The organism is uncultured Granulicatella sp. (genome assembly GCF_963515095.1).
In the GTDB taxonomy this organism is placed as follows: domain Bacteria; phylum Bacillota; class Bacilli; order Lactobacillales; family Aerococcaceae; genus Granulicatella.
Map to the genome: position 1 here is coordinate 1 of NZ_CAUPXD010000007.1, position 17,887 is coordinate 17,887.

Here is a 17,887-nt window from a genome sequence, read left to right on the forward strand (position 1 = left end):
TAGTTGAAGAAAAATCCTTCTCAGATAGTCTTTGGTGGGCTCTTGTGACAGTAACCACTGTTGGTTATGGTGATATTGTTCCAGTTTCCCTTTTTGGGAAATGGATAGCTGTTTTATTAATGTTGGTAGGGATTGGTACAATAGGAATGTTAACAAGTGCTTTGACAAACTTTTTTGTAAAAGATAATCCAGATGAACAGATAAAACTTGATAAACTCCAAGACGAATTATCTAGTCAAAGATTATTACTAGAGAAACAATCTGAGAAGATAGATGAACTAAATAGAATGATACAAGAATTGCTTGAAAAAATATAATAAAGGTGAGACAAAACACATAATTTAGTTAACTGTAGTGGGTTGAAGAAAAGCTAAAATCGAGAAAGGACAAATTTCATTTTTTCTTTTTTGATATTCAAAGTTGTAAATATTTTCCTGTGTATATTCATCAAAATAAGTTCCTTTTGGAAAATAGTCTCGAACCTTTTGTAATACCTAATTCAATTTCAATACGATCAGATAACGTTAAATGTTAATGTTTCATCGTTCCATAACATCATTTGTCTCATACTTAATTCTAACATAAATTTTAGTCCCAGATTAACTTCTATTTTTGATACTTAACTAGAAGTTACTTTAAAACTTTTCGTAAATTATAATAAATATTTTTAAGGATAATAAATGTATACGTTTGTTTAGATATTATTAATGGCATTTAAAGTAAAAAGAAACTTTTCTAAAAGTAGCCAGGACGGCAGCAGCCCTTCGGTCTCATGCCTAAATTTTGAGCCAAGGTCTCAAAATTTCCTGTAAAAATTAGCTTGAGAAGCTAATTTTACTTTGGCTACGGAGAAAAGTTTTTTTACTTTAAATTTGTTACGTAAGAAATTTTTATCTGGAAAATTTATCAAAGAAAATTCTAAAAGTTGATTTAAAAATTACTGGAGAATAAAAAAGTAAAGCAATAGAAAAGACTTTTATTGTAGGAGTAGTAATATTAGCCATTTTGGCTAATATTACAGGGAAACTTTGAGACCAAGGCTCAAAGTTTAGACATGAGACTCGCAAAGCGAGGCTGCTGTCGACCTTGCTACAATCGTAAAAGTCTTTTCTATTGCTTTACGTGTTAGAATACGCCGATTTTTTCAAAAACGTTTGTAATGTTTTGGTAAACCTTTTATAATAAGGAGATAGAGAAATGATAAGGAGCCGAAGGGCATGTATTCAATCGAACAATTTAAAGAAAAAATAAAAAAAGAATATCAAATACAATTTAAAAATGAAAACTATCTAAAAGAAGCATTAACTCATTCATCCTATGCAAATGAACACAAAGAGTGCAAAGGAATTTATAATGAGCGAATTGAGTTTTTGGGCGATGCCGTTTTAGAATTATTTATCTCAAACTGGTTATACCGTCAAATGCCAACAAAAAAAGAAGGCGAGTTAACAAAATTAAGAGCGCAAATCGTATGCGAAGAAAGTTTGTCGACACTTGCAAAAGAGTGTGAGTTAGATAAATATCTTTTATTAGGAAAGGGGGAACGTGCTTCAAAAGGACATGAAAATCCAGCAGTTCTCTGCGACGTATTTGAAGCCTTTGTGGGTGCTATTTATTTAGACCAAGGTTTTGAAGGTGCTAGTCAATTTCTAACACAAGTTATTATCTCGAAAATAAAAGATGGAAGATTTACTTTAGTTGGTGATTTTAAAACAGAATTACAAGAATATTTCCAAAGAAATGGGAATGTGAACATTCGTTATGAATTACTAAAAGAAGAAGGCCCTTCTCATGCACGTTATTATACCGTACAAGTTCATGTGAATGATAAAGGTTATGAAATTGGTGAAGGCAAGACGAAGAAAGCAGCAGAACAATTATCTGCTAGAAGAACATTAGAAAAATTAAACGTTATTTCTTAAAGTAAGGAGTCAAGGATGCAGTTAGAAAAAATTGAAATGTCTGGATTTAAGTCATTTGCGGATAAAACCGTTATCGAATTTGATAAAGGTGTTACAGCTGTTGTAGGTCCAAACGGAAGTGGAAAATCTAATTTGTCAGAAGCAATTAAATGGGTTTTAGGAGAACAATCAGCTAAAAGTTTACGGGGTAAAAAAATGGATGATGTTATTTTTGCAGGTTCTCAAACTCGTAAACCCGTGAATATTGCTGAAGTAAATTTGCATATTAACAATGAAGATGGAAAATTAGCAATTGAGCATTCTCAAGTTGTATTAACTCGTCGATTGAACCGTAATGGGGATAGTGACTTCTTTATTAATAAGAAAGCTTGTCGACTAAAAGATATTACAAGTTTAATGATGGATTCTGGTTTAGGAAAGGATTCCTTTGCCCTAATTTCCCAAGGGAAAGTTGAACAAATTTTCAATGATAAACCTGAAGATCGTCGTATGATTATTGAAGAAGCTGCAGGGGTATTAAAATATAAAGACCGTAAAACTCAAGCGCAAAGAAAATTAGATCAAACACAAGAACATTTAAATCGTGTAGAAGATATTTTACATGAAATTAAAAGTCAATTAACGCCTTTATTAGAACAAAAGGAAAAAGCGATTGTTTATTTATCAAAAAAAGAAGAATTACAAGGTATCGAAACAGCTTTATTAGCCGTTGAAATTGAAACTTTAAATACTCAATGGACAGTTGCTAAACGAGAAGTAGCTCAGTTACAAGAAACTGTGACGAAAACAGAACAAAAATTAGTAGAGCTAGAGCAGAAAGTATTCGATCAACAAGAATTACTTGCTGTAAAAAATACTGAGTTAGATGAAAAACAAGTGTTATACGTTGATGCGATTCAAAAAATGGAACAATTAGATGGTGAACGTAAAGTTTATCAACAAAGACAAGAATTTGCGAATCGTACCAATGAAGAAAATCAATTAGCTTTAGTGGAAGTCATTCGTCAATTAGAATCAACAGAACAAACAGTGGCTGAATTAGAGCGAGCAGTTGCCATTAAAGAAGTGGAACTGAATGAAATCGAGGCTCAATGGTCTAAATTAGTAGAAGAATTAGAACAATTAAGTCAAGGTAATGAAGAGCGACAAAAGCAATTACAAAGTGACTATATCGAGCAATTACAAGAAATTTCAAAATTAACGAACCAAGAAAAACACTTGGAACGTTCAATGGAACAAAATCAAAATCAACATGATAAATTACTTGAAAAACAAGAATTATTTGAAGAACAATCAAAGCAATTAGATCAAAAGATTGCACAATTAGTGGAAAAAGAAGAAAATCTAGCTCAACAAACTAATGGTAAACAAGAAGACTTGAATTCCTATCGTCAACAAGCAGACAGTTTACGTCAAGAACGTCAAACGATGCAAGAACAAAAACAAAAGATTGAACGACAATTACAACAAACACAAGCCAATTATCATAGTTTGAAACAAGTTTCTGAAGATTATGCCGGTTACTATCAAGGGGTTCGTGAAATCTTAAAACAAAAGAAACAAATCGCAGGTGTTATTGGTTCAGTTGCTGAATTAATTCGAGTAGATGATGAAGTTACATTAGCTATCGATATTGCTTTAGGGGCAAGTAGCCAACATGTAGTAGTAGAACATGAACAAGCGGCTGCAAAAGCGATTGACTATTTAAAACAGAATCGTTTAGGACGAGCAACTTTCTTACCATTAACGATTATTAAAGAGAAAAGAATGCCAGATGCCGTTCTACAACAATTATTATCTTTACAAGGCTATGTTGGAATTGCTAGTGACTTAGTACATGTGGAAAAAACGTATCAATCCATTGTTCGAAATATTTTAGGAACAACTGTCGTTGCTAAAACACTGGATGATGCTATGAAAATTGCTAAAGTCTTGCAATATCGTTATCGTATTGTTTCTTTAGAAGGAGATGTTGTGAATGCTGGTGGTTCGATGACCGGTGGAGCTTCTAAAAACCATCAACAACAATCTCTTGTAAAGCGGAATAGTCAATTAGAAACGTTAGAACAACAATTGAATCAGTTGAAAGAATATGAGAAGCAAGTTTCAAAAAAATGGAATCAGTTGGAAACGAAATGGAACGAAATTGTTCAAAAAGGAACAGCGATTCAAGAAGAAGAAACAATCTTAAAACAACAATTACAAGAAGTACGCTTAGAATTACAATTCTCAAAAGATGAATTTAATAAAATCAGTCGTCAAACATTAAGTCAACAATATGAATTAGATGAATCGATTCAACAGTATGAACAATTAGAACAGCAATATGTGGAAACTCATGAAGCGTTAAGAAGGATTACAAAAGAGAATCAAGCGGTTAAAAAAGAATTGGATTATTTACAATTATCTCAAGAAGACCGTACTCAACAGCTTCAAGAAAAACAACAAGAATTACAAGAAGTGGGGACACAAAAAGCTCGTATTCAAGAGCAAGTCCAACATCAAAAGAAAGAATTCAAACAAGAAAAACTGTCATTAAAACGTTTAGAAGAACAAGTTCATTTACTGGAATCGAAAAAAGATGAACAGAAGGACTTAAAAGAGAAAAATGAAGCAGATTACAACCAAACTGTAAAAGATTACGAAGCGATTAAGGAAACTGTTATAGCATTAGAAACAGATTTAGATAGACTAAAAGAAGAAAGAATTCAATTAGAAGTATTGAATAAACAAACAGAAGTTAGTCGAAATCAAGCGCAACATCAATTACAAGAGTATTTGAAACAACAATCAAAAGTTGAAACAAAAGCCAATCGATTTGAATTGGCAATTGATCAAAAACTTCAATATTTAAGTGAAGAATATGAATTAACATTTGAAGCAGCAATCGAAAAAACAGAATTAACAATGTCAATTGAAGATGCTTCAAAAGCCGTTCGTCTCTTAAAACAACAAATCGAACAAATGGGTGCAGTTAATTTAATGGCGATTGAAGAATATGATAAAGTTCAAGAAAGATTTGAATTTTTAACGATTCAACAACAAGACTTACTAGATGCGAAGAAAAATCTAGAAGACACGATTACAGAAATGGATACGGAAGTGACGAGTCGATTTAAACAAACTTTCGATGCAATTTCAAGTCAATTCCAACAAACATTCCCACGATTGTTTGGAGGAGGACGTGCTACTCTAGAGTTAACAGATCCTACGAATTTATTAGAAACAGGAATTGAGATTATTGCTCAGCCACCTGGTAAGAAACTACAATCCTTAAGTCTATTATCTGGGGGAGAACGTGCTTTTACAGCCATTGCATTATTATTTGCAATTTTAGAAGTGAAGCCAGTGCCATTCTGCTTACTAGATGAAGTAGAAGCAGCCCTAGATGAGGCAAATGTTGCAAGATATGGTCGCTACTTGAAAGAATTTACAAAAAATACACAGTTCATTGTGATTACTCATAGAAGAGGAACAATGGAAGAAGCAGATGTATTATATGGAGTAACGATGCAAGAATCTGGAGTTTCAAAACTAGCTTCGGTAAAATTTGAAGACTTTGATGGGTTGGAGTAGAATATTTTTTAGTGGTAAAATGGAAAAGCCTGAATAAAGGCTTTTTCTTTTTGTATAAGAGTCAATAATTTGATTGATGATAAATGGGTTAACATGGATATTGTGTAAAATGTATTGCGTAACGCAATACATATGGTATAATAATTGCAATCATATAAGAGGAGAAATGTGTATGAAAACAGCTAGTGTAAATGTTAGAATTCAAGAAAATATTAAAGAACAAGCAGAAAAAATTTTATCACAGATTGGTCTTTCTCGAGCAGTAGCGATTGATTTATTTTATCGACAAATTATTATGAATAATGGCATTCCGTTTTCTTTAACTGTTCCTAAGCAGCAAGTTCCTATTCGTGATTCAATGAGTGAAGAAGAATTTTACAAAATGATGGATAAAGGAATGCAACAGGTTAAAAATAATGAGTCACAAGATATGGAAAATGTATTTGATTAGTCTGCCTTGGAAAGGAGAAGTCACTTGTTAGGAGAACGTCTTAAACATAGAAGATTAGAATTAAATTTAACACAAAAGGAATTATCAGAAGGAATTTGTAAACAAAGCCAAATTAGTAGAATAGAAAATCAAAATTATGATCCTAGTGCTTTAATTTTAAAAGAATTGTCTGTTCGTTTAAATGTAAGTATGGACTATTTTTTTAATTCGAAGCTAGAGGGAACTGATTCTGTATTAAAATCATTTAAAAAAATAGCTGATGATGCTTTAAGTCAAAGGGATTTTAGTAAATTAGAATATTGTTTATCATTAGAGTTGAATAAGAAGCAAAAAATTACGTTAGAAGAGGATCTTATTTACATAGAATGGATAAAGGCAATTGTTGCGTTTAATGTACATAAAGATATTGTCAAAGCAATAGAAATGATGGAACACTTATGTAAAAAACTAAAAACTAATGATGAATACTATTTAGATTTTTTGAATACTTTAGCACTATTTTATTTTGAATGTGATGAAATTGAAAAATATAAACAGTTTTATAAAGTTCTAATGGAAGAGATTTATAAAGTAGATATGTCAAAGCAGGATAATTTACATAAGGTAATCAAAATAAGATATAACTATGCTCGAATTTTAGTAAGAAATAAAGTTACAAAAGAAGCTTTGGAAGAGATTTTAGAAACAATTGATATCTGTAAAGAAAATAGTAGTATCTATTTATTAGCCGATTTATATTGTTTATTAGCGAACATTGGAGATAATTTTCTTTCAGACGAAGATATTCTTATGTATTATGAACAAGCTAAGTTTTTGTATAAACTATTAGGAAATGAAAAACTGTATTTAAGAATACAAGAATATTTAAGTAGTCGTTTTTAATCCCTTATTAAAAATAAAAGTAAAACATTATGGGAATCAGTAATCAGATTTCCATAATGTTTTTTTATGATATGCCAAAATTAATATTCATTTAAGTATATTTTTATAAAAAAATACAAAATTGAATAAAATGGTGTTGAAAATAACATAAGGGTGTGATAAGCTTTCACTAATTAGGAGTGTGTATAATTATTGGAGGTTAATAGGAATTGGAAAATGAAGTTAGTTTGTATTTTAGGGAGATTATGGAAAAAGCAGGAATGGATTATATTCCTGATTCTGGGGTTAGTTATCATAAAACACTTAAATTTTCTTCTGTTTTAAATATTGAAGATAGATTTGAAGATTTTTTTAAGATTGATAGTTATTTATACACAAATCAAAGATGTTTTAGAGTTACAGATAAAATTCTTGAAATAACAGGGTATGAAGGAGTAGCATCTCCGTATAATCATATGTTAAGTTTCTTTTTGTTAAAGCAAGAAAATCTTGAAAAGTCCTTGAAAATCACAACTGATTTTTTTAGGAAATTAAATTTTTTAGATGGAAAAACTACAATGGTTTTATCTCAAAAGATGTTATCGTTAATAAATGCAAAAACAAAAGAATTATTTGATATTTACTTGATTAATAGTGATAAATTATCGACTACTTTAGGTGAGGATAGCTTTAAGGGAGAGTATATTAAATTCTATCGTAGAAATAAAAATGGATTAGTACCGGTTGGCAGTCTTAATGTTATTTTTAATGGAGAAAGCTATGTTATTGATAGTTCTTTTTTGAAGGAAGTCATCGAAGTTGAGTATTTTGGAAAAAATAGTATTTATGAATTGAACTATTTCAAAAATTCCTTTAAGAAAATTAGTGAAAAAATTCCTGAATCTAATCTATCAGTAGGGTTAAAATGTATTAATTTAATGAGAGTCATTTTAGTTCTTATGAATGAGGGAATCGTATTTGGAAATAAAAATCAAGAGTATATTGTTAGGAAATTGCATAGAATACTTGTTTTGGATCTTTTTTTATTATTTTTGGATAAAGAAATTACTCGTTCAGAAATTGTTGAATTGATGAGTGATATTACTTTGTCAGGTTTATCGGATTTACAAAATGTAAATACTATTAATTATTCTAATCAGTTTTTTCTAGAAACAATTATTAAAGAAACAGAAAGTTATGTTGAATTATTAGAAAAAGGTATGTTGAAGATTTCTACGCAATCATTTAACTTGGAAGACGAAATAATTTTAAAAGAACGATTTGGTATTCCATCAAAATTAATTAAAAGAATTCGAAATGGAAAACTAGAAAATAAGGATGACAATATCCCGATGAATCCGTTAAATAAAGTTATTGATATGCCAACGAAAAATTGGATAAAAGCATTACATGGAGAGTGAATCATGAAGAAAAAAGTATTAATTACAGGTGTTTGTGGAACAATTGGGGAAGCATTAGTAAATTATTTTATAGAAAATGATGCAATAGTTTATGGTGTTGATTATCAAGAAACCCAGTTAGCTATTATGAATAGAAGGTTAGATGCATCAGTATTTTACCCAGTACCAATGGATTTTACTTCGCAAGATTGTTTGAACTATATTGAAGAAATTCAACCAGATATTTTCATTCATGGAGCATCATTAAAAATGACAAATTTCTGTGAAGACTTTGCTGAGTATTATTATTCAAAAAATGTTTCACAAACAAAATTGTTTCTAGAGTCCGTATTACCTTTTGTAAAGGAAAGAGTTATATTTATCTCAAGTGATGAAGCTTATAAACCCCATAATCAGTTCGGAAGGCAAAAACTAGAAGTAGAACAATATTTGAAGAATTTAAATGATCAGTATCAAGACGGTTTCATTCAATCCTTACGATTTCCATTTGTGATTGAAAGTAATGGCTCAGTCTATCATGTGTTTGATAAACTCTCGAAAGAAAATAAACCTCTTCCTTTAACCGATGAGAGAATTACAAAGCTAGCAACTAGAAAAGAAGATTTTATTCGAGGATGGGATGATTTTTATCATCATGTTCTAAATTCAGGAGTCTATACATTAACGATTGGAAAAGTTCTGAGTATTAAAGCTTTAGCGGAAGAATTAATTGAAAAAAATCACTCTAAGAGTAAAATAGAAATTATTGGATTAAGTGGAGACGATACTTTAGGAGATCCAATAATGGACTTTAATCATTTTAAACAGATTACAGAATGTGTCAGTGAGGTTTTTGAATAAGGATATTTTATTCAGTATAAGTTGTTTAAGCAAAACTTTCAGAATAATGATGTTACAATATTGCTGATAATATTCGCTAGTACTTCCACAGCAATACACCAAACAACAATTGGAGGAAATGTTAGATGACTGATGAGGAAAAAGTACAACAAATTATTGATAAATATAATCAAAGTATCGCAGAACTCTCTGAAAAAGCTACAGCTAAAGAATTCAAGTTTGTGATGAGTTACATCGCACAAGAAGCGAATCGTAGACAGCGTGAGCTTGTTGGAATGAAAGACTAGTAGAAAGCATGGAACTAGAAATTCTAGTTTCGTGCTTTTTTGAGTGTACAAAAAATATACACTCATGTGAAATTTTTCTTTAAAAATAGTTACAATTCTAAAAAAATGGTATAATGTAAAAAAACTTAGTATTATGGGAAAATAAAAGAGGTTAATATGTTCAAAAAATAATTTGAACAAAAATGATAGAGAGTTTTTTGATTACTATTTTAAGGAGAGGTAGAAGATGGTGTTTGAAGTGAAGGGTATCGAAAAACGATACAATAATAAGACAATTTTGCATAATATTTCCTTTGAAATTCCAGAAAGTAACATTACCGTAATTCTTGGTAAAAATGGTGCTGGGAAAACGACATTAATTAAACTGATGTTAGGAATGATCAGTGCAGATAAGGGAGATATTTTGTTTAAGGGGGAAAATCTTTTAGATATTGGACATTCTTACTACCAAAATGTAAGTGCCGTGTTAGAATCTGTCGATAATGTTTACCCATTTTTAACAGGTAAACAAAATATTGAATACTTTCTTGGATTATCAAAACAATCTATACACTATATGAATGATAGTATCCAAGCGTTAATTGATGAGTTCGACCTCAGAGATGCTATTGATGAACCAGTAGGTGGGTATTCTCGAGGAATGTTACAGAAGCTCTCATTAATTATTTCATTAATGACAAATGCAGAGGTGTTATTTTTAGATGAACCAACTTTAGGATTAGATTTTCAAAGTTCAAAGCAACTTTGTCAAAAAATTAAACAACTTTCAACAGAACAAAATAAAACGATAATTCTTACCTCACACCAAGCAGAGATTATAGAATTACTAGCAGACTATGTGATTGTGATTGACGAAGGAAAGGTTGTCTATAAGGGAGATTATCAGAACTTCTTGCAACAAGTCCCACATTCACAAGAATTTGAAGCAGTTATTGAGGGAGAAGTAATTCATCAAGAGCTTCAATGCCGCATTGAAAAAGGAAAATCATACGTGAAACGAAACTCTATTGAAGAATTAACTGCACTTTTAGTAAAGCATAACTTAATGTCTCATTTAATAAAGATTGAGAAACTAAGTCCTACGGTTGAAGAAACACTGGACTACTTCTATAGTCAAAGAGGAGGAGTTCATCATGAAGTTATTTAAGGCAGAATTGTGGAAATATTTGCATGAAGTACGTACCTATTATCCGGATCATATTGTGAGTGTTGTGGTTACGACGATTGTGTTCTATATGTTTTTATTAGTTCAACATCAACAAATGAATCAAGGTTATGTAGGATTTGTGTATTGGTATTTGTTGAGTTCGGTTATTAGTGAAGCAGCAGTCTCTGTGTCTTCGGAGAAGCAAATGGGAATTTTAGATCAACTAATTATTAAACCATTTCCTTTTGAACAACTGATTATAGTAAGGACATTAGTGTGGTTAATTGTCAATCTAATGAAAGTTGCCATTGTATCCATTGTATTAAGTACGATTCTTTCGATTCAAATTTCATTCAGTGTTTGGTATATTATCATCTTCTTATTAACAACTGTTGGAGTTTTTGGATTTACCTTAGTATTAGTGGCATTGACGTTAAAATATACGAAGACAGCATCATTTGATTCGATTATTTCTTATGCACTATTATTTTTCACTGGAGCTATTTTACCTCATGAGATGATGCCTGAATGGGCAATTTTGATTGGACGATTTCTTCCAATTTCTTTAGGGATTGAAATGACTCAAAATTTGATTCAAGGTGAAAGCGTTGCTTGGATGGACTACTTATTATTAGCGGGTCAGTCAGCTTTCTTTTTGGTAATAGGCTATGTCTTATTTAAGAAAATTTACCAATCTAGTAAGAAAGCAGGAATCGATAGAAGTTATTAATGTTACGAGTGAGTATCTCTGCGTGGTTTTAAACTTATTACAAATTTTCCTAAACTCAATAATATTTGTTTATATCAATGGAAAATATTCTATAGGTAACTTGCAAGGACTGTTCATATTAAAGTTGGTATGGAAAAAAGAGAAACTTTTATCCATGGATAATGTGTTTTTAATTTCGCAAGAATGCAGTAAGATAGAAGTAATTGGGAAAGGAAATGTTGTTGTTAGATGTTGTTGACAACAAAGATTTTTTATCTGCCTTATTCAATTCAATGTATGACGAATTACCTGCACCAAAATCAATGAATAAGAAATAATCACAGGAGGAAAGAATGAGAATCGGAGTTATTCAAGCAAGTTCGCAAGCGACAAAAAATCAAATAATCTATGATACTGTATTAAAGTATGCTCCAAAGAAATCTGAGGTTATAAATTTTGGTTGTACGATGGAAGAAAATGATAAATACTCGTATATAGAAATTTCTATTCTTGTAGGTATCTTGTTGGCAAGTAGAACAGTTGATTTCGTTGTTACGGGCTGTTCTTCCGGACAGGGAATGATGCTTGCTTGTAATGGTATGCCAGACGTCATCTGCGGGTATGCACCTACACCGAAGGATGCCTATTTATTTGTTCAGATAAATAATGGAAATGCGATATCATTACCATTAGGTGAAGATTATACATGGTTAGGTATTGAAAATCTTGAAAAAACAATAGAAGTTCTTTTCTCAGAGCCATTTGGGCAAGGATACCCTGAAAGTGAGGCAGAGAGAAAGATAAGAGATGCCGAGCAACTTAAAGAGATAAGAAGCATCGGACAGGTTCAGTTTAAAGAATTCGTAAATATACTAGATATATCACTACTTGAATCAATCAAGAGGAAACAGGATGTAATTCAGTATGTAAAGGCGTATGGAGAGAAAGAAATAGCCGATTTACTGAAATGAGCAAATTACAGTGGGAATAGTAATGATGTTTATTGTATCCCAATTGCTATCTAGAGTTGACTTAGAAACGGTTAAAAAGATTTAATGGATGGGTGACTTTATGGCTAAAGAAGTTATTAAATTAATTGATATTGAGATGTCTTTTGCAGATAAAACCTTGTTTCATACTGATAAATTAATCGGTCATATTGGAGAAGTTATTGGAATTGTAGGTAATAATGGAGTAGGTAAAACAACATTATTAAATATTATTTGCGGTAATACAAAATCTACTAAGGGTAGAATAATCTGTGATGTGTTATGTAAAAAGTTTGATCAAAATTGGTTTTCAAATAATGATTATACAAATTTAAATCATAGTGCTGGTGAACAGCAAAGAGATTTCCTATATAAAATGCTTTGTACAAAACAAGGTTGTTTATTATTAGATGAACCAACTAATTTTATGGATATTCAGACGAGAGAGAACTTAATTAAAACGATTAAATCATATAAAAATGGGATCATTATTATAGCTAGTCATGATCGCTATTTTTTAAAAAATGTTGTGACTAAAATATGGGATATTGAGAATAAAGAAATCAGAGAGTATATTGGTACCTATGAAGATTATGTAAAGCAAAAAGAACTTCATCTGTTAAAACAACAATATGAAAAAGAAGAATATATTAGAGAGAAAAAACATTTAGAAACGATTATTCTAAATAATAAAGAGCAAAGATTGCGCCTAGAAAAAAATAAAAATACAAAGCCGTTTGAAAAACCTAGTCGATTAGCTGCAACCAAAGATAAAAGTACAGCTGTAAAGCGAATTGATCGGACAATAAAAAATGTTGAAAAGCGATTAGATAGTTTGGGTGAAATCAATGATATACCTATTGTACAAACAATCCATTTTCCTGAAGGCAATTTTAGAGAATTACATAATAAATATCCTATAAGAGCTGAATTGCTAAATCTCTATTATGAAGATAAACAATTATTGAAAAATGTTAGTTTTCAATTTGCAAATAAATTAAAAATTGCAATTACTGGGAAAAATGGTTCTGGTAAGTCTACATTAATAAAGAATATACTAGATAACCATCCAAATATTATACTTTCTAAAATGATCAAATTTTCAGTTTTTAAACAATTTCATTTTGATGTTGCAAGTACAAAAAATCTTATAAATTATTTACAAGAAGATTCTAATTTTTCAAGGCAAGATATTATAAATTTATTGAGAGATATTGGGATAGATGCATCATTATTGAATGTATCAATCAATAAATTAAGTGGTGGGCAGAGAACTAGAATAGAATTATTAAAAGTATTTATTAAAGATGCCAATGTTGTAATATTAGATGAACCTACAAATTCACTGGATATGATTAGTATAAGAGCGCTAGAGGTATTGATAAAAAATTATCCAGGGCTAGTGATTTTTGTTTCTCATGATATGGAATTTGTGAAAAATTGTGCAGACGAAATTTATAATATTGAAAATAAATCATTGAAAAGATATAAATAATAAAATTATAAAGTTCATCTTTAATATGGTAGAAAAGACAATGTTTGAGTTAATAGATATATGTTTTATTTGAGGAAAACTAACATTACATGCTCAAAGAATTATTGATATTATGGAAATTCTAAATAGAGATTTATAAATGCCATGTAGTCTTGTTACAAATGGTACATTAAGTAATAAGAATATCCTAAAGAAGATAATTCAATGTGGATCAAAAGATTTTCTTATTACGCTAGATAAAAAATAATTCTTTAAGAATGTACAGCAACCTAAAAATTAGACATAAAAAATCTAACTTTTCGAGTCACTTCATTCATTAGGCTTTTTTAGGGGGAAATAATGGTTTATTATATCAAAAAAATTAAAAATGTTATTTTTATTCAACTGCTCTTTCACGTACTTTATACTTCAACAAATGTTCTTATACCGTATTTAAATAAGGTGTTGTTTGATAGAGTATTAATTGAGGGTAATGAACTTCTTATAAAATTAATCGTTTGTTATCTCTTAGCGATTGTATGTAACTCGTTATTTCAATATATATCACAAGTATACGAATGGCGAACGTCAGTTGAATTTAATCGTGTTGTCAAAGGTCGGTTATGTGATTTTCTTTTATCATCGTCAGTCACAACATTTAACTCCAAGACAATCGCAGAATATTTATCGGTCTTCAATAATGATGTAGAAGTGTTAAGTGAGGAGTACTTAGATCCGTTATTAGACATTATTAAGTCGTGTATAAGTCTTGCTATTTATGCTGTATCACTGATTGTTTTTGTGGATTGGAGAGTCGCTATTGTGATCATAGCCTTATCACTGTGCTCACCCTTTGTTTCCAAGTATTTGGCACCTTATATCACTATAAAACAACGAAGATATTTAGAAGGATTAGAAGTTTACTCACAACGATTAGCTGATATTTTTTCGATGAAATCTCGTATTAACAGTGAAACCATATTAACTTTTAGAAAACTACATCAACAACAATTGGATGAAACAGAGGAAAATCGTCTCCATTATGGAAAAATCAAAACGTTATCTAATATTGCTAACGGTCTAGTCATGTTTATAATACAGCTTGCTTCATTTATAGTAGTCGGTTATCTGTTGATAAAAAATGAACTATCAATCGGAGCAGCGGTTGCGACCTTTAGTTATGTAGAAAATTTCATTTATCCAATAAAGAACATCTTAATTGATTTAAACTTAATCAATGCTTCCAAAGAAACTTTGTCAATCATCGTGAATTTAGGAGAAAAAGATCAGGAATTATCCGTACCGAAAGATATTAATAGATCTCAGATCATTATTACCAATGTGAGCTATCTTCAAGATAATGTGAACTTAGAAAATCTTAACTTAGAATTTACTGCCCCTCATAAGTATGCAATAGTAGGGAAAAGTGGTGTCGGAAAGTCAACTTTATTGAAGTTAATCATGCACCAAGTTCCATTACAATCTGGCGAAATACGGGCAGCTGTTGATCAGATTTTTTACTTGACGCAACATGAGCATTTTATGAAGGCAAAGCTAGAAGATAATATCACGTTATTTGGTCTCTATCAAGACAAAAAGCACCATTCACAAGAATTATGGAGTCGTTTAAGTCCATCAACTCAACAAGCGTTACAGTCTATGAATCCCATGTCTGAATTGAGTGGTGGTGAGAGAAATTTATTAGGATTGTTGAGAGCATTAGCTAGTGATAAAAAGATATTATTACTTGATGAACCAACTGCGCATCTCGATATGGCAACTGCAGACATGGTTATGGACTTATTATTAAGTCTGGATGATTATCTAATCATAATGGTATTGCATCATAATTTAGACTATTGGAATAGTAAATTTAATGAAGTAATCACAATAAAATAACAGGAATGAGGAAAATATAAGTTATTAAGATTGAATAAAGCACGAATTTAGGAAAATTTTTCAACTTAAGTATTAGTATTTAAATTTGATACTAGAGGTTATTTGATAGATTCTGCAGTGTCAAGAATTTTGTGTAAATTTCATTAGTGAGTAATTAAATGATTCATTCTATAAAAACAAAGAAGCTATATCCCCGTGATATGGCTTTTTATGCTAATTTAAATAAAAGTAGTAAATACGCATTAATTTTAAAAGTGATAATTGGAAATGTTGATCAAGAATGCTATAATATAGTAAATAGATTTAATAAAAATGCGTATTTACAATATATTATTAAATGAGGTGTGAGAATGGAAGTACAAAGACCAAGATATTTAAATCAACTTATCGATAAAAAAGACAATGGAAGAGTGAAAATTATTACAGGTATTAGAAGATGTGGAAAATCTTATCTTTTATTTGAACTATATAGGAAGTATTTACTTTCCAGTGAAGTTAGTGAAAATCAAATTATAATGATTGCACTTGATAGTCTGAAGAATATCAAATATAGAAATCCAATAGAGCTAGATAATTATTTAAGAGATAAAATACAAGATAATGGACTTAAATATTATATTTTTATAGATGAAATTCAATTTGTAGAAGAAATTTCTAATCCATATTTGGAAGGCACTGAATCAAAGGTAAACTTTGTTGATTTGGTACTTGGACTTATGAAAATTCCAAATGTAGATGTATATATTACAGGTAGTAATTCAAAGATGCTTTCATCAGATGTGCTCACGCAGTTTAGAGATCGTGGTGATGAAATAAGAGTATATCCATTTTCATTTGCAGAATTTTATTCATGTTATAAAGGAGACAAGGGAAAGGCTTTTGATGAATATTGTCTGTACGGTGGCATGCCAATGACTGTACAGATTAGTAATCATGAAAAAAAGAGTGAGTATTTGAAAAATGTTTTTACAAGCACCTATATTAAAGATGTAATGGAGCGTAATAAAGTTCTTAAAGATGCATCTATAATGGATGATTTGTTGGATATTATATCTTCGTCTATTGGTTCTCTATCTAATCCAACTAAGCTGGCGAATACTTTTATGTCAGAAAAAAATATAAAAATATCTCAGTTCACAGTAAGTAATTACTTGGAATACTTTATTGATGCTTTTTTAATTGAAAAAGCCAGAAGATATGATGTGAAAGGAAGGAAATATATATCATCTCCGTATAAATACTATTTTTCAGATATTGGGCTTAGAAATGCAAGGTTAAATTTTAGACAGATTGAACAGTCACATATTATGGAAAATGTAATATATAATGAACTTCGTATGAGGGGGCTAAATGTAGATGTTGGTGTTGTGGAATATAATTATAAAGATGAGAATAAAAAAACGATTAGAAAAAATTTAGAAGTAGACTTTATTATCAATAGAGGAAGTAATAGATATTATATTCAATCGGCACTTAATGTTGATACAAAAGAAAAGCAAGTACAAGAGACGGAATCGTTGAGAAGAACAGGAGATTCATTTAAGAAAGTTGTTATAGTTAGAAACAACATAGTACCTAGATTTGATGATGACGGTATTTTATATATTGGAGTAGAGGAGTTTCTCTTGGATGAAACAGTACTTGATTTATAGAGATTGCATCATATGATTTAATAAAATTGCGTATTTACAACATGATTTTAAATAAATAATAGTTCGAATAAATTTGGGTTGTTCGACAAATCTTATTGCTGAATCTAATTTGTAAGTTTTTATCATATCGATTATAGGTAAAATAAAAGTGCCGATAATGTTGTATAAATTCCATTAATTTTAATCAAATAATTAATTCAATAATAATGGTGAAGCTATATCAATGTGATATGGCTTTTTCTTTATGAATAACCTGCAAGTTGCAACAACAATTTTACGTATGCTGTTTTTTATCATATTGATATCTCTATATTTTTAAATTATAATGAAAGCGCATTAAGTAGAGGTCTTATCCTATGTGAAAAAGAGAAATAATTTTAGAAATGCTTGATGGAGGAAATAGACAAACGATATGGATGAAGTATTTGAATGGTTAAAAGCATATTATCAGTATGTGCTGATAGCAGGTGGATTACTATTTTTAATCGGTGCGATAAGAGATTGGAAATGGGTATATCAAGCTACAATCGGAGATAAAGCAAGATACGCATTTATTTTTGAAGTGTGGGGTGAGAAAGGATATAGAGTTATTATAGGTATATGTGGACTATTACTTGTAATTTGTGAGGTTGTATTTTTAATGTTGGATAAACGATAGG

The 17,887-nt window shown here is 30.2% G+C and carries 15 protein-coding genes and 1 pseudogene; all 16 read left to right on the forward strand.

What is annotated here, in order from left to right:
* Positions 1–317, forward strand: a 317-nt coding sequence (locus tag RWL86_RS02830; RefSeq protein WP_314077078.1) for an ion channel, incomplete at its 5' end; no start/stop codon positions are given.
* A 900-nt stretch (positions 318–1,217) separates the two neighbouring features.
* Positions 1,218–1,922: a ribonuclease III gene (rnc, locus tag RWL86_RS02835; RefSeq protein ID WP_314077079.1), complete on the forward strand. Its 705-nt coding sequence runs from the start codon at positions 1,218–1,220 to the stop codon at positions 1,920–1,922.
* 15 nt (positions 1,923–1,937) lie between these two features.
* Positions 1,938–5,498, forward strand: a complete 3,561-nt coding sequence (smc, locus tag RWL86_RS02840; protein WP_314077080.1) for a chromosome segregation protein SMC — start codon at positions 1,938–1,940, stop codon at positions 5,496–5,498.
* Positions 5,499–5,670: 172 nt separating this feature from the next.
* Positions 5,671–5,949, forward strand: coding sequence for a type II toxin-antitoxin system RelB/DinJ family antitoxin (locus tag RWL86_RS02845; RefSeq protein ID WP_314077081.1), 279 nt, complete (start codon positions 5,671–5,673; stop codon positions 5,947–5,949).
* Between the two features lie 24 nt (positions 5,950–5,973).
* Positions 5,974–6,831 carry a helix-turn-helix domain-containing protein gene (locus RWL86_RS02850; protein WP_314077082.1) on the forward strand — a complete coding sequence of 286 codons (858 nt, stop codon included), beginning with the start codon at positions 5,974–5,976 and terminating at the stop codon, positions 6,829–6,831.
* Positions 6,832–7,040: 209 nt separating this feature from the next.
* The gene (locus RWL86_RS02855) at positions 7,041–8,231 is read left to right on the forward strand and encodes a hypothetical protein (protein ID WP_314077083.1); all 1,191 of its coding nucleotides are present in this window, start codon (positions 7,041–7,043) and stop codon (positions 8,229–8,231) included.
* A 3-nt stretch (positions 8,232–8,234) separates the two neighbouring features.
* Positions 8,235–9,071: an SDR family NAD(P)-dependent oxidoreductase gene (locus tag RWL86_RS02860; RefSeq protein WP_314077084.1), complete on the forward strand. Its 837-nt coding sequence runs from the start codon at positions 8,235–8,237 to the stop codon at positions 9,069–9,071.
* A 125-nt stretch (positions 9,072–9,196) separates the two neighbouring features.
* The gene (locus tag RWL86_RS02865; RefSeq protein ID WP_314077085.1) at positions 9,197–9,358 is read left to right on the forward strand and encodes a hypothetical protein; all 162 of its coding nucleotides are present in this window, start codon (positions 9,197–9,199) and stop codon (positions 9,356–9,358) included.
* 226 nt (positions 9,359–9,584) lie between these two features.
* Positions 9,585–10,505: an ABC transporter ATP-binding protein gene (locus RWL86_RS02870; protein ID WP_314077086.1), complete on the forward strand. Its 921-nt coding sequence runs from the start codon at positions 9,585–9,587 to the stop codon at positions 10,503–10,505.
* Positions 10,492–11,235, forward strand: a complete 744-nt coding sequence (locus RWL86_RS02875; protein ID WP_314077087.1) for an ABC transporter permease — start codon at positions 10,492–10,494, stop codon at positions 11,233–11,235. The genes RWL86_RS02870 and RWL86_RS02875 overlap by 14 nt, the downstream gene beginning before the upstream one ends.
* 209 nt (positions 11,236–11,444) lie before the next feature.
* Positions 11,445–11,552, forward strand: a pseudogene (locus RWL86_RS02880) (competence protein TfoX); the annotation flags it as partial.
* Positions 11,553–11,567: 15 nt separating this feature from the next.
* Entirely contained in the window at positions 11,568–12,185 is a 618-nt protein-coding gene (locus RWL86_RS02885) for an RpiB/LacA/LacB family sugar-phosphate isomerase (RefSeq protein ID WP_314077088.1), read from the forward strand.
* A gap of 100 nt (positions 12,186–12,285) precedes the next feature.
* Entirely contained in the window at positions 12,286–13,698 is a 1,413-nt protein-coding gene (locus RWL86_RS02890) for an ATP-binding cassette domain-containing protein (RefSeq protein ID WP_314077089.1), read from the forward strand.
* A 339-nt stretch (positions 13,699–14,037) separates the two neighbouring features.
* Positions 14,038–15,576, forward strand: coding sequence for an ABC transporter ATP-binding protein (locus RWL86_RS02895; protein ID WP_314077090.1), 1,539 nt, complete (start codon positions 14,038–14,040; stop codon positions 15,574–15,576).
* A gap of 350 nt (positions 15,577–15,926) precedes the next feature.
* Positions 15,927–17,228 (forward strand): ATP-binding protein, encoded by a 1,302-nt coding sequence (locus RWL86_RS02900; RefSeq protein WP_314077091.1) that lies wholly within the window; start codon positions 15,927–15,929, stop codon positions 17,226–17,228.
* A 412-nt stretch (positions 17,229–17,640) separates the two neighbouring features.
* Positions 17,641–17,886, forward strand: a complete 246-nt coding sequence (locus RWL86_RS02905; protein ID WP_314077092.1) for an immunity 17 family protein — start codon at positions 17,641–17,643, stop codon at positions 17,884–17,886.
* The last annotated feature ends 1 nt before the right edge of the window (position 17,887 follow it).

Bases quoted from the DNA above. Each gene is read 5' to 3' on its own strand.
- rnc (WP_314077079.1), top strand. From the start codon at position 1,218: ATGTATTCAATCGAACAATTTAAAGAAAAAATAAAAAAAGAATATCAA.
- smc (WP_314077080.1), top strand. From the start codon at position 1,938: ATGCAGTTAGAAAAAATTGAAATGTCTGGATTTAAGTCATTTGCGGAT.
- RWL86_RS02845 (WP_314077081.1), top strand. From the start codon at position 5,671: ATGAAAACAGCTAGTGTAAATGTTAGAATTCAAGAAAATATTAAAGAA.
- RWL86_RS02860 (WP_314077084.1), top strand. From the start codon at position 8,235: ATGAAGAAAAAAGTATTAATTACAGGTGTTTGTGGAACAATTGGGGAA.
- RWL86_RS02865 (WP_314077085.1), top strand. From the start codon at position 9,197: ATGACTGATGAGGAAAAAGTACAACAAATTATTGATAAATATAATCAA.
- RWL86_RS02870 (WP_314077086.1), top strand. From the start codon at position 9,585: ATGGTGTTTGAAGTGAAGGGTATCGAAAAACGATACAATAATAAGACA.
- RWL86_RS02875 (WP_314077087.1), top strand. From the start codon at position 10,492: ATGAAGTTATTTAAGGCAGAATTGTGGAAATATTTGCATGAAGTACGT.
- RWL86_RS02885 (WP_314077088.1), top strand. From the start codon at position 11,568: ATGAGAATCGGAGTTATTCAAGCAAGTTCGCAAGCGACAAAAAATCAA.
- RWL86_RS02890 (WP_314077089.1), top strand. From the start codon at position 12,286: ATGGCTAAAGAAGTTATTAAATTAATTGATATTGAGATGTCTTTTGCA.
- RWL86_RS02895 (WP_314077090.1), top strand. From the start codon at position 14,038: ATGGTTTATTATATCAAAAAAATTAAAAATGTTATTTTTATTCAACTG.
- RWL86_RS02900 (WP_314077091.1), top strand. From the start codon at position 15,927: ATGGAAGTACAAAGACCAAGATATTTAAATCAACTTATCGATAAAAAA.
- RWL86_RS02905 (WP_314077092.1), top strand. From the start codon at position 17,641: ATGGATGAAGTATTTGAATGGTTAAAAGCATATTATCAGTATGTGCTG.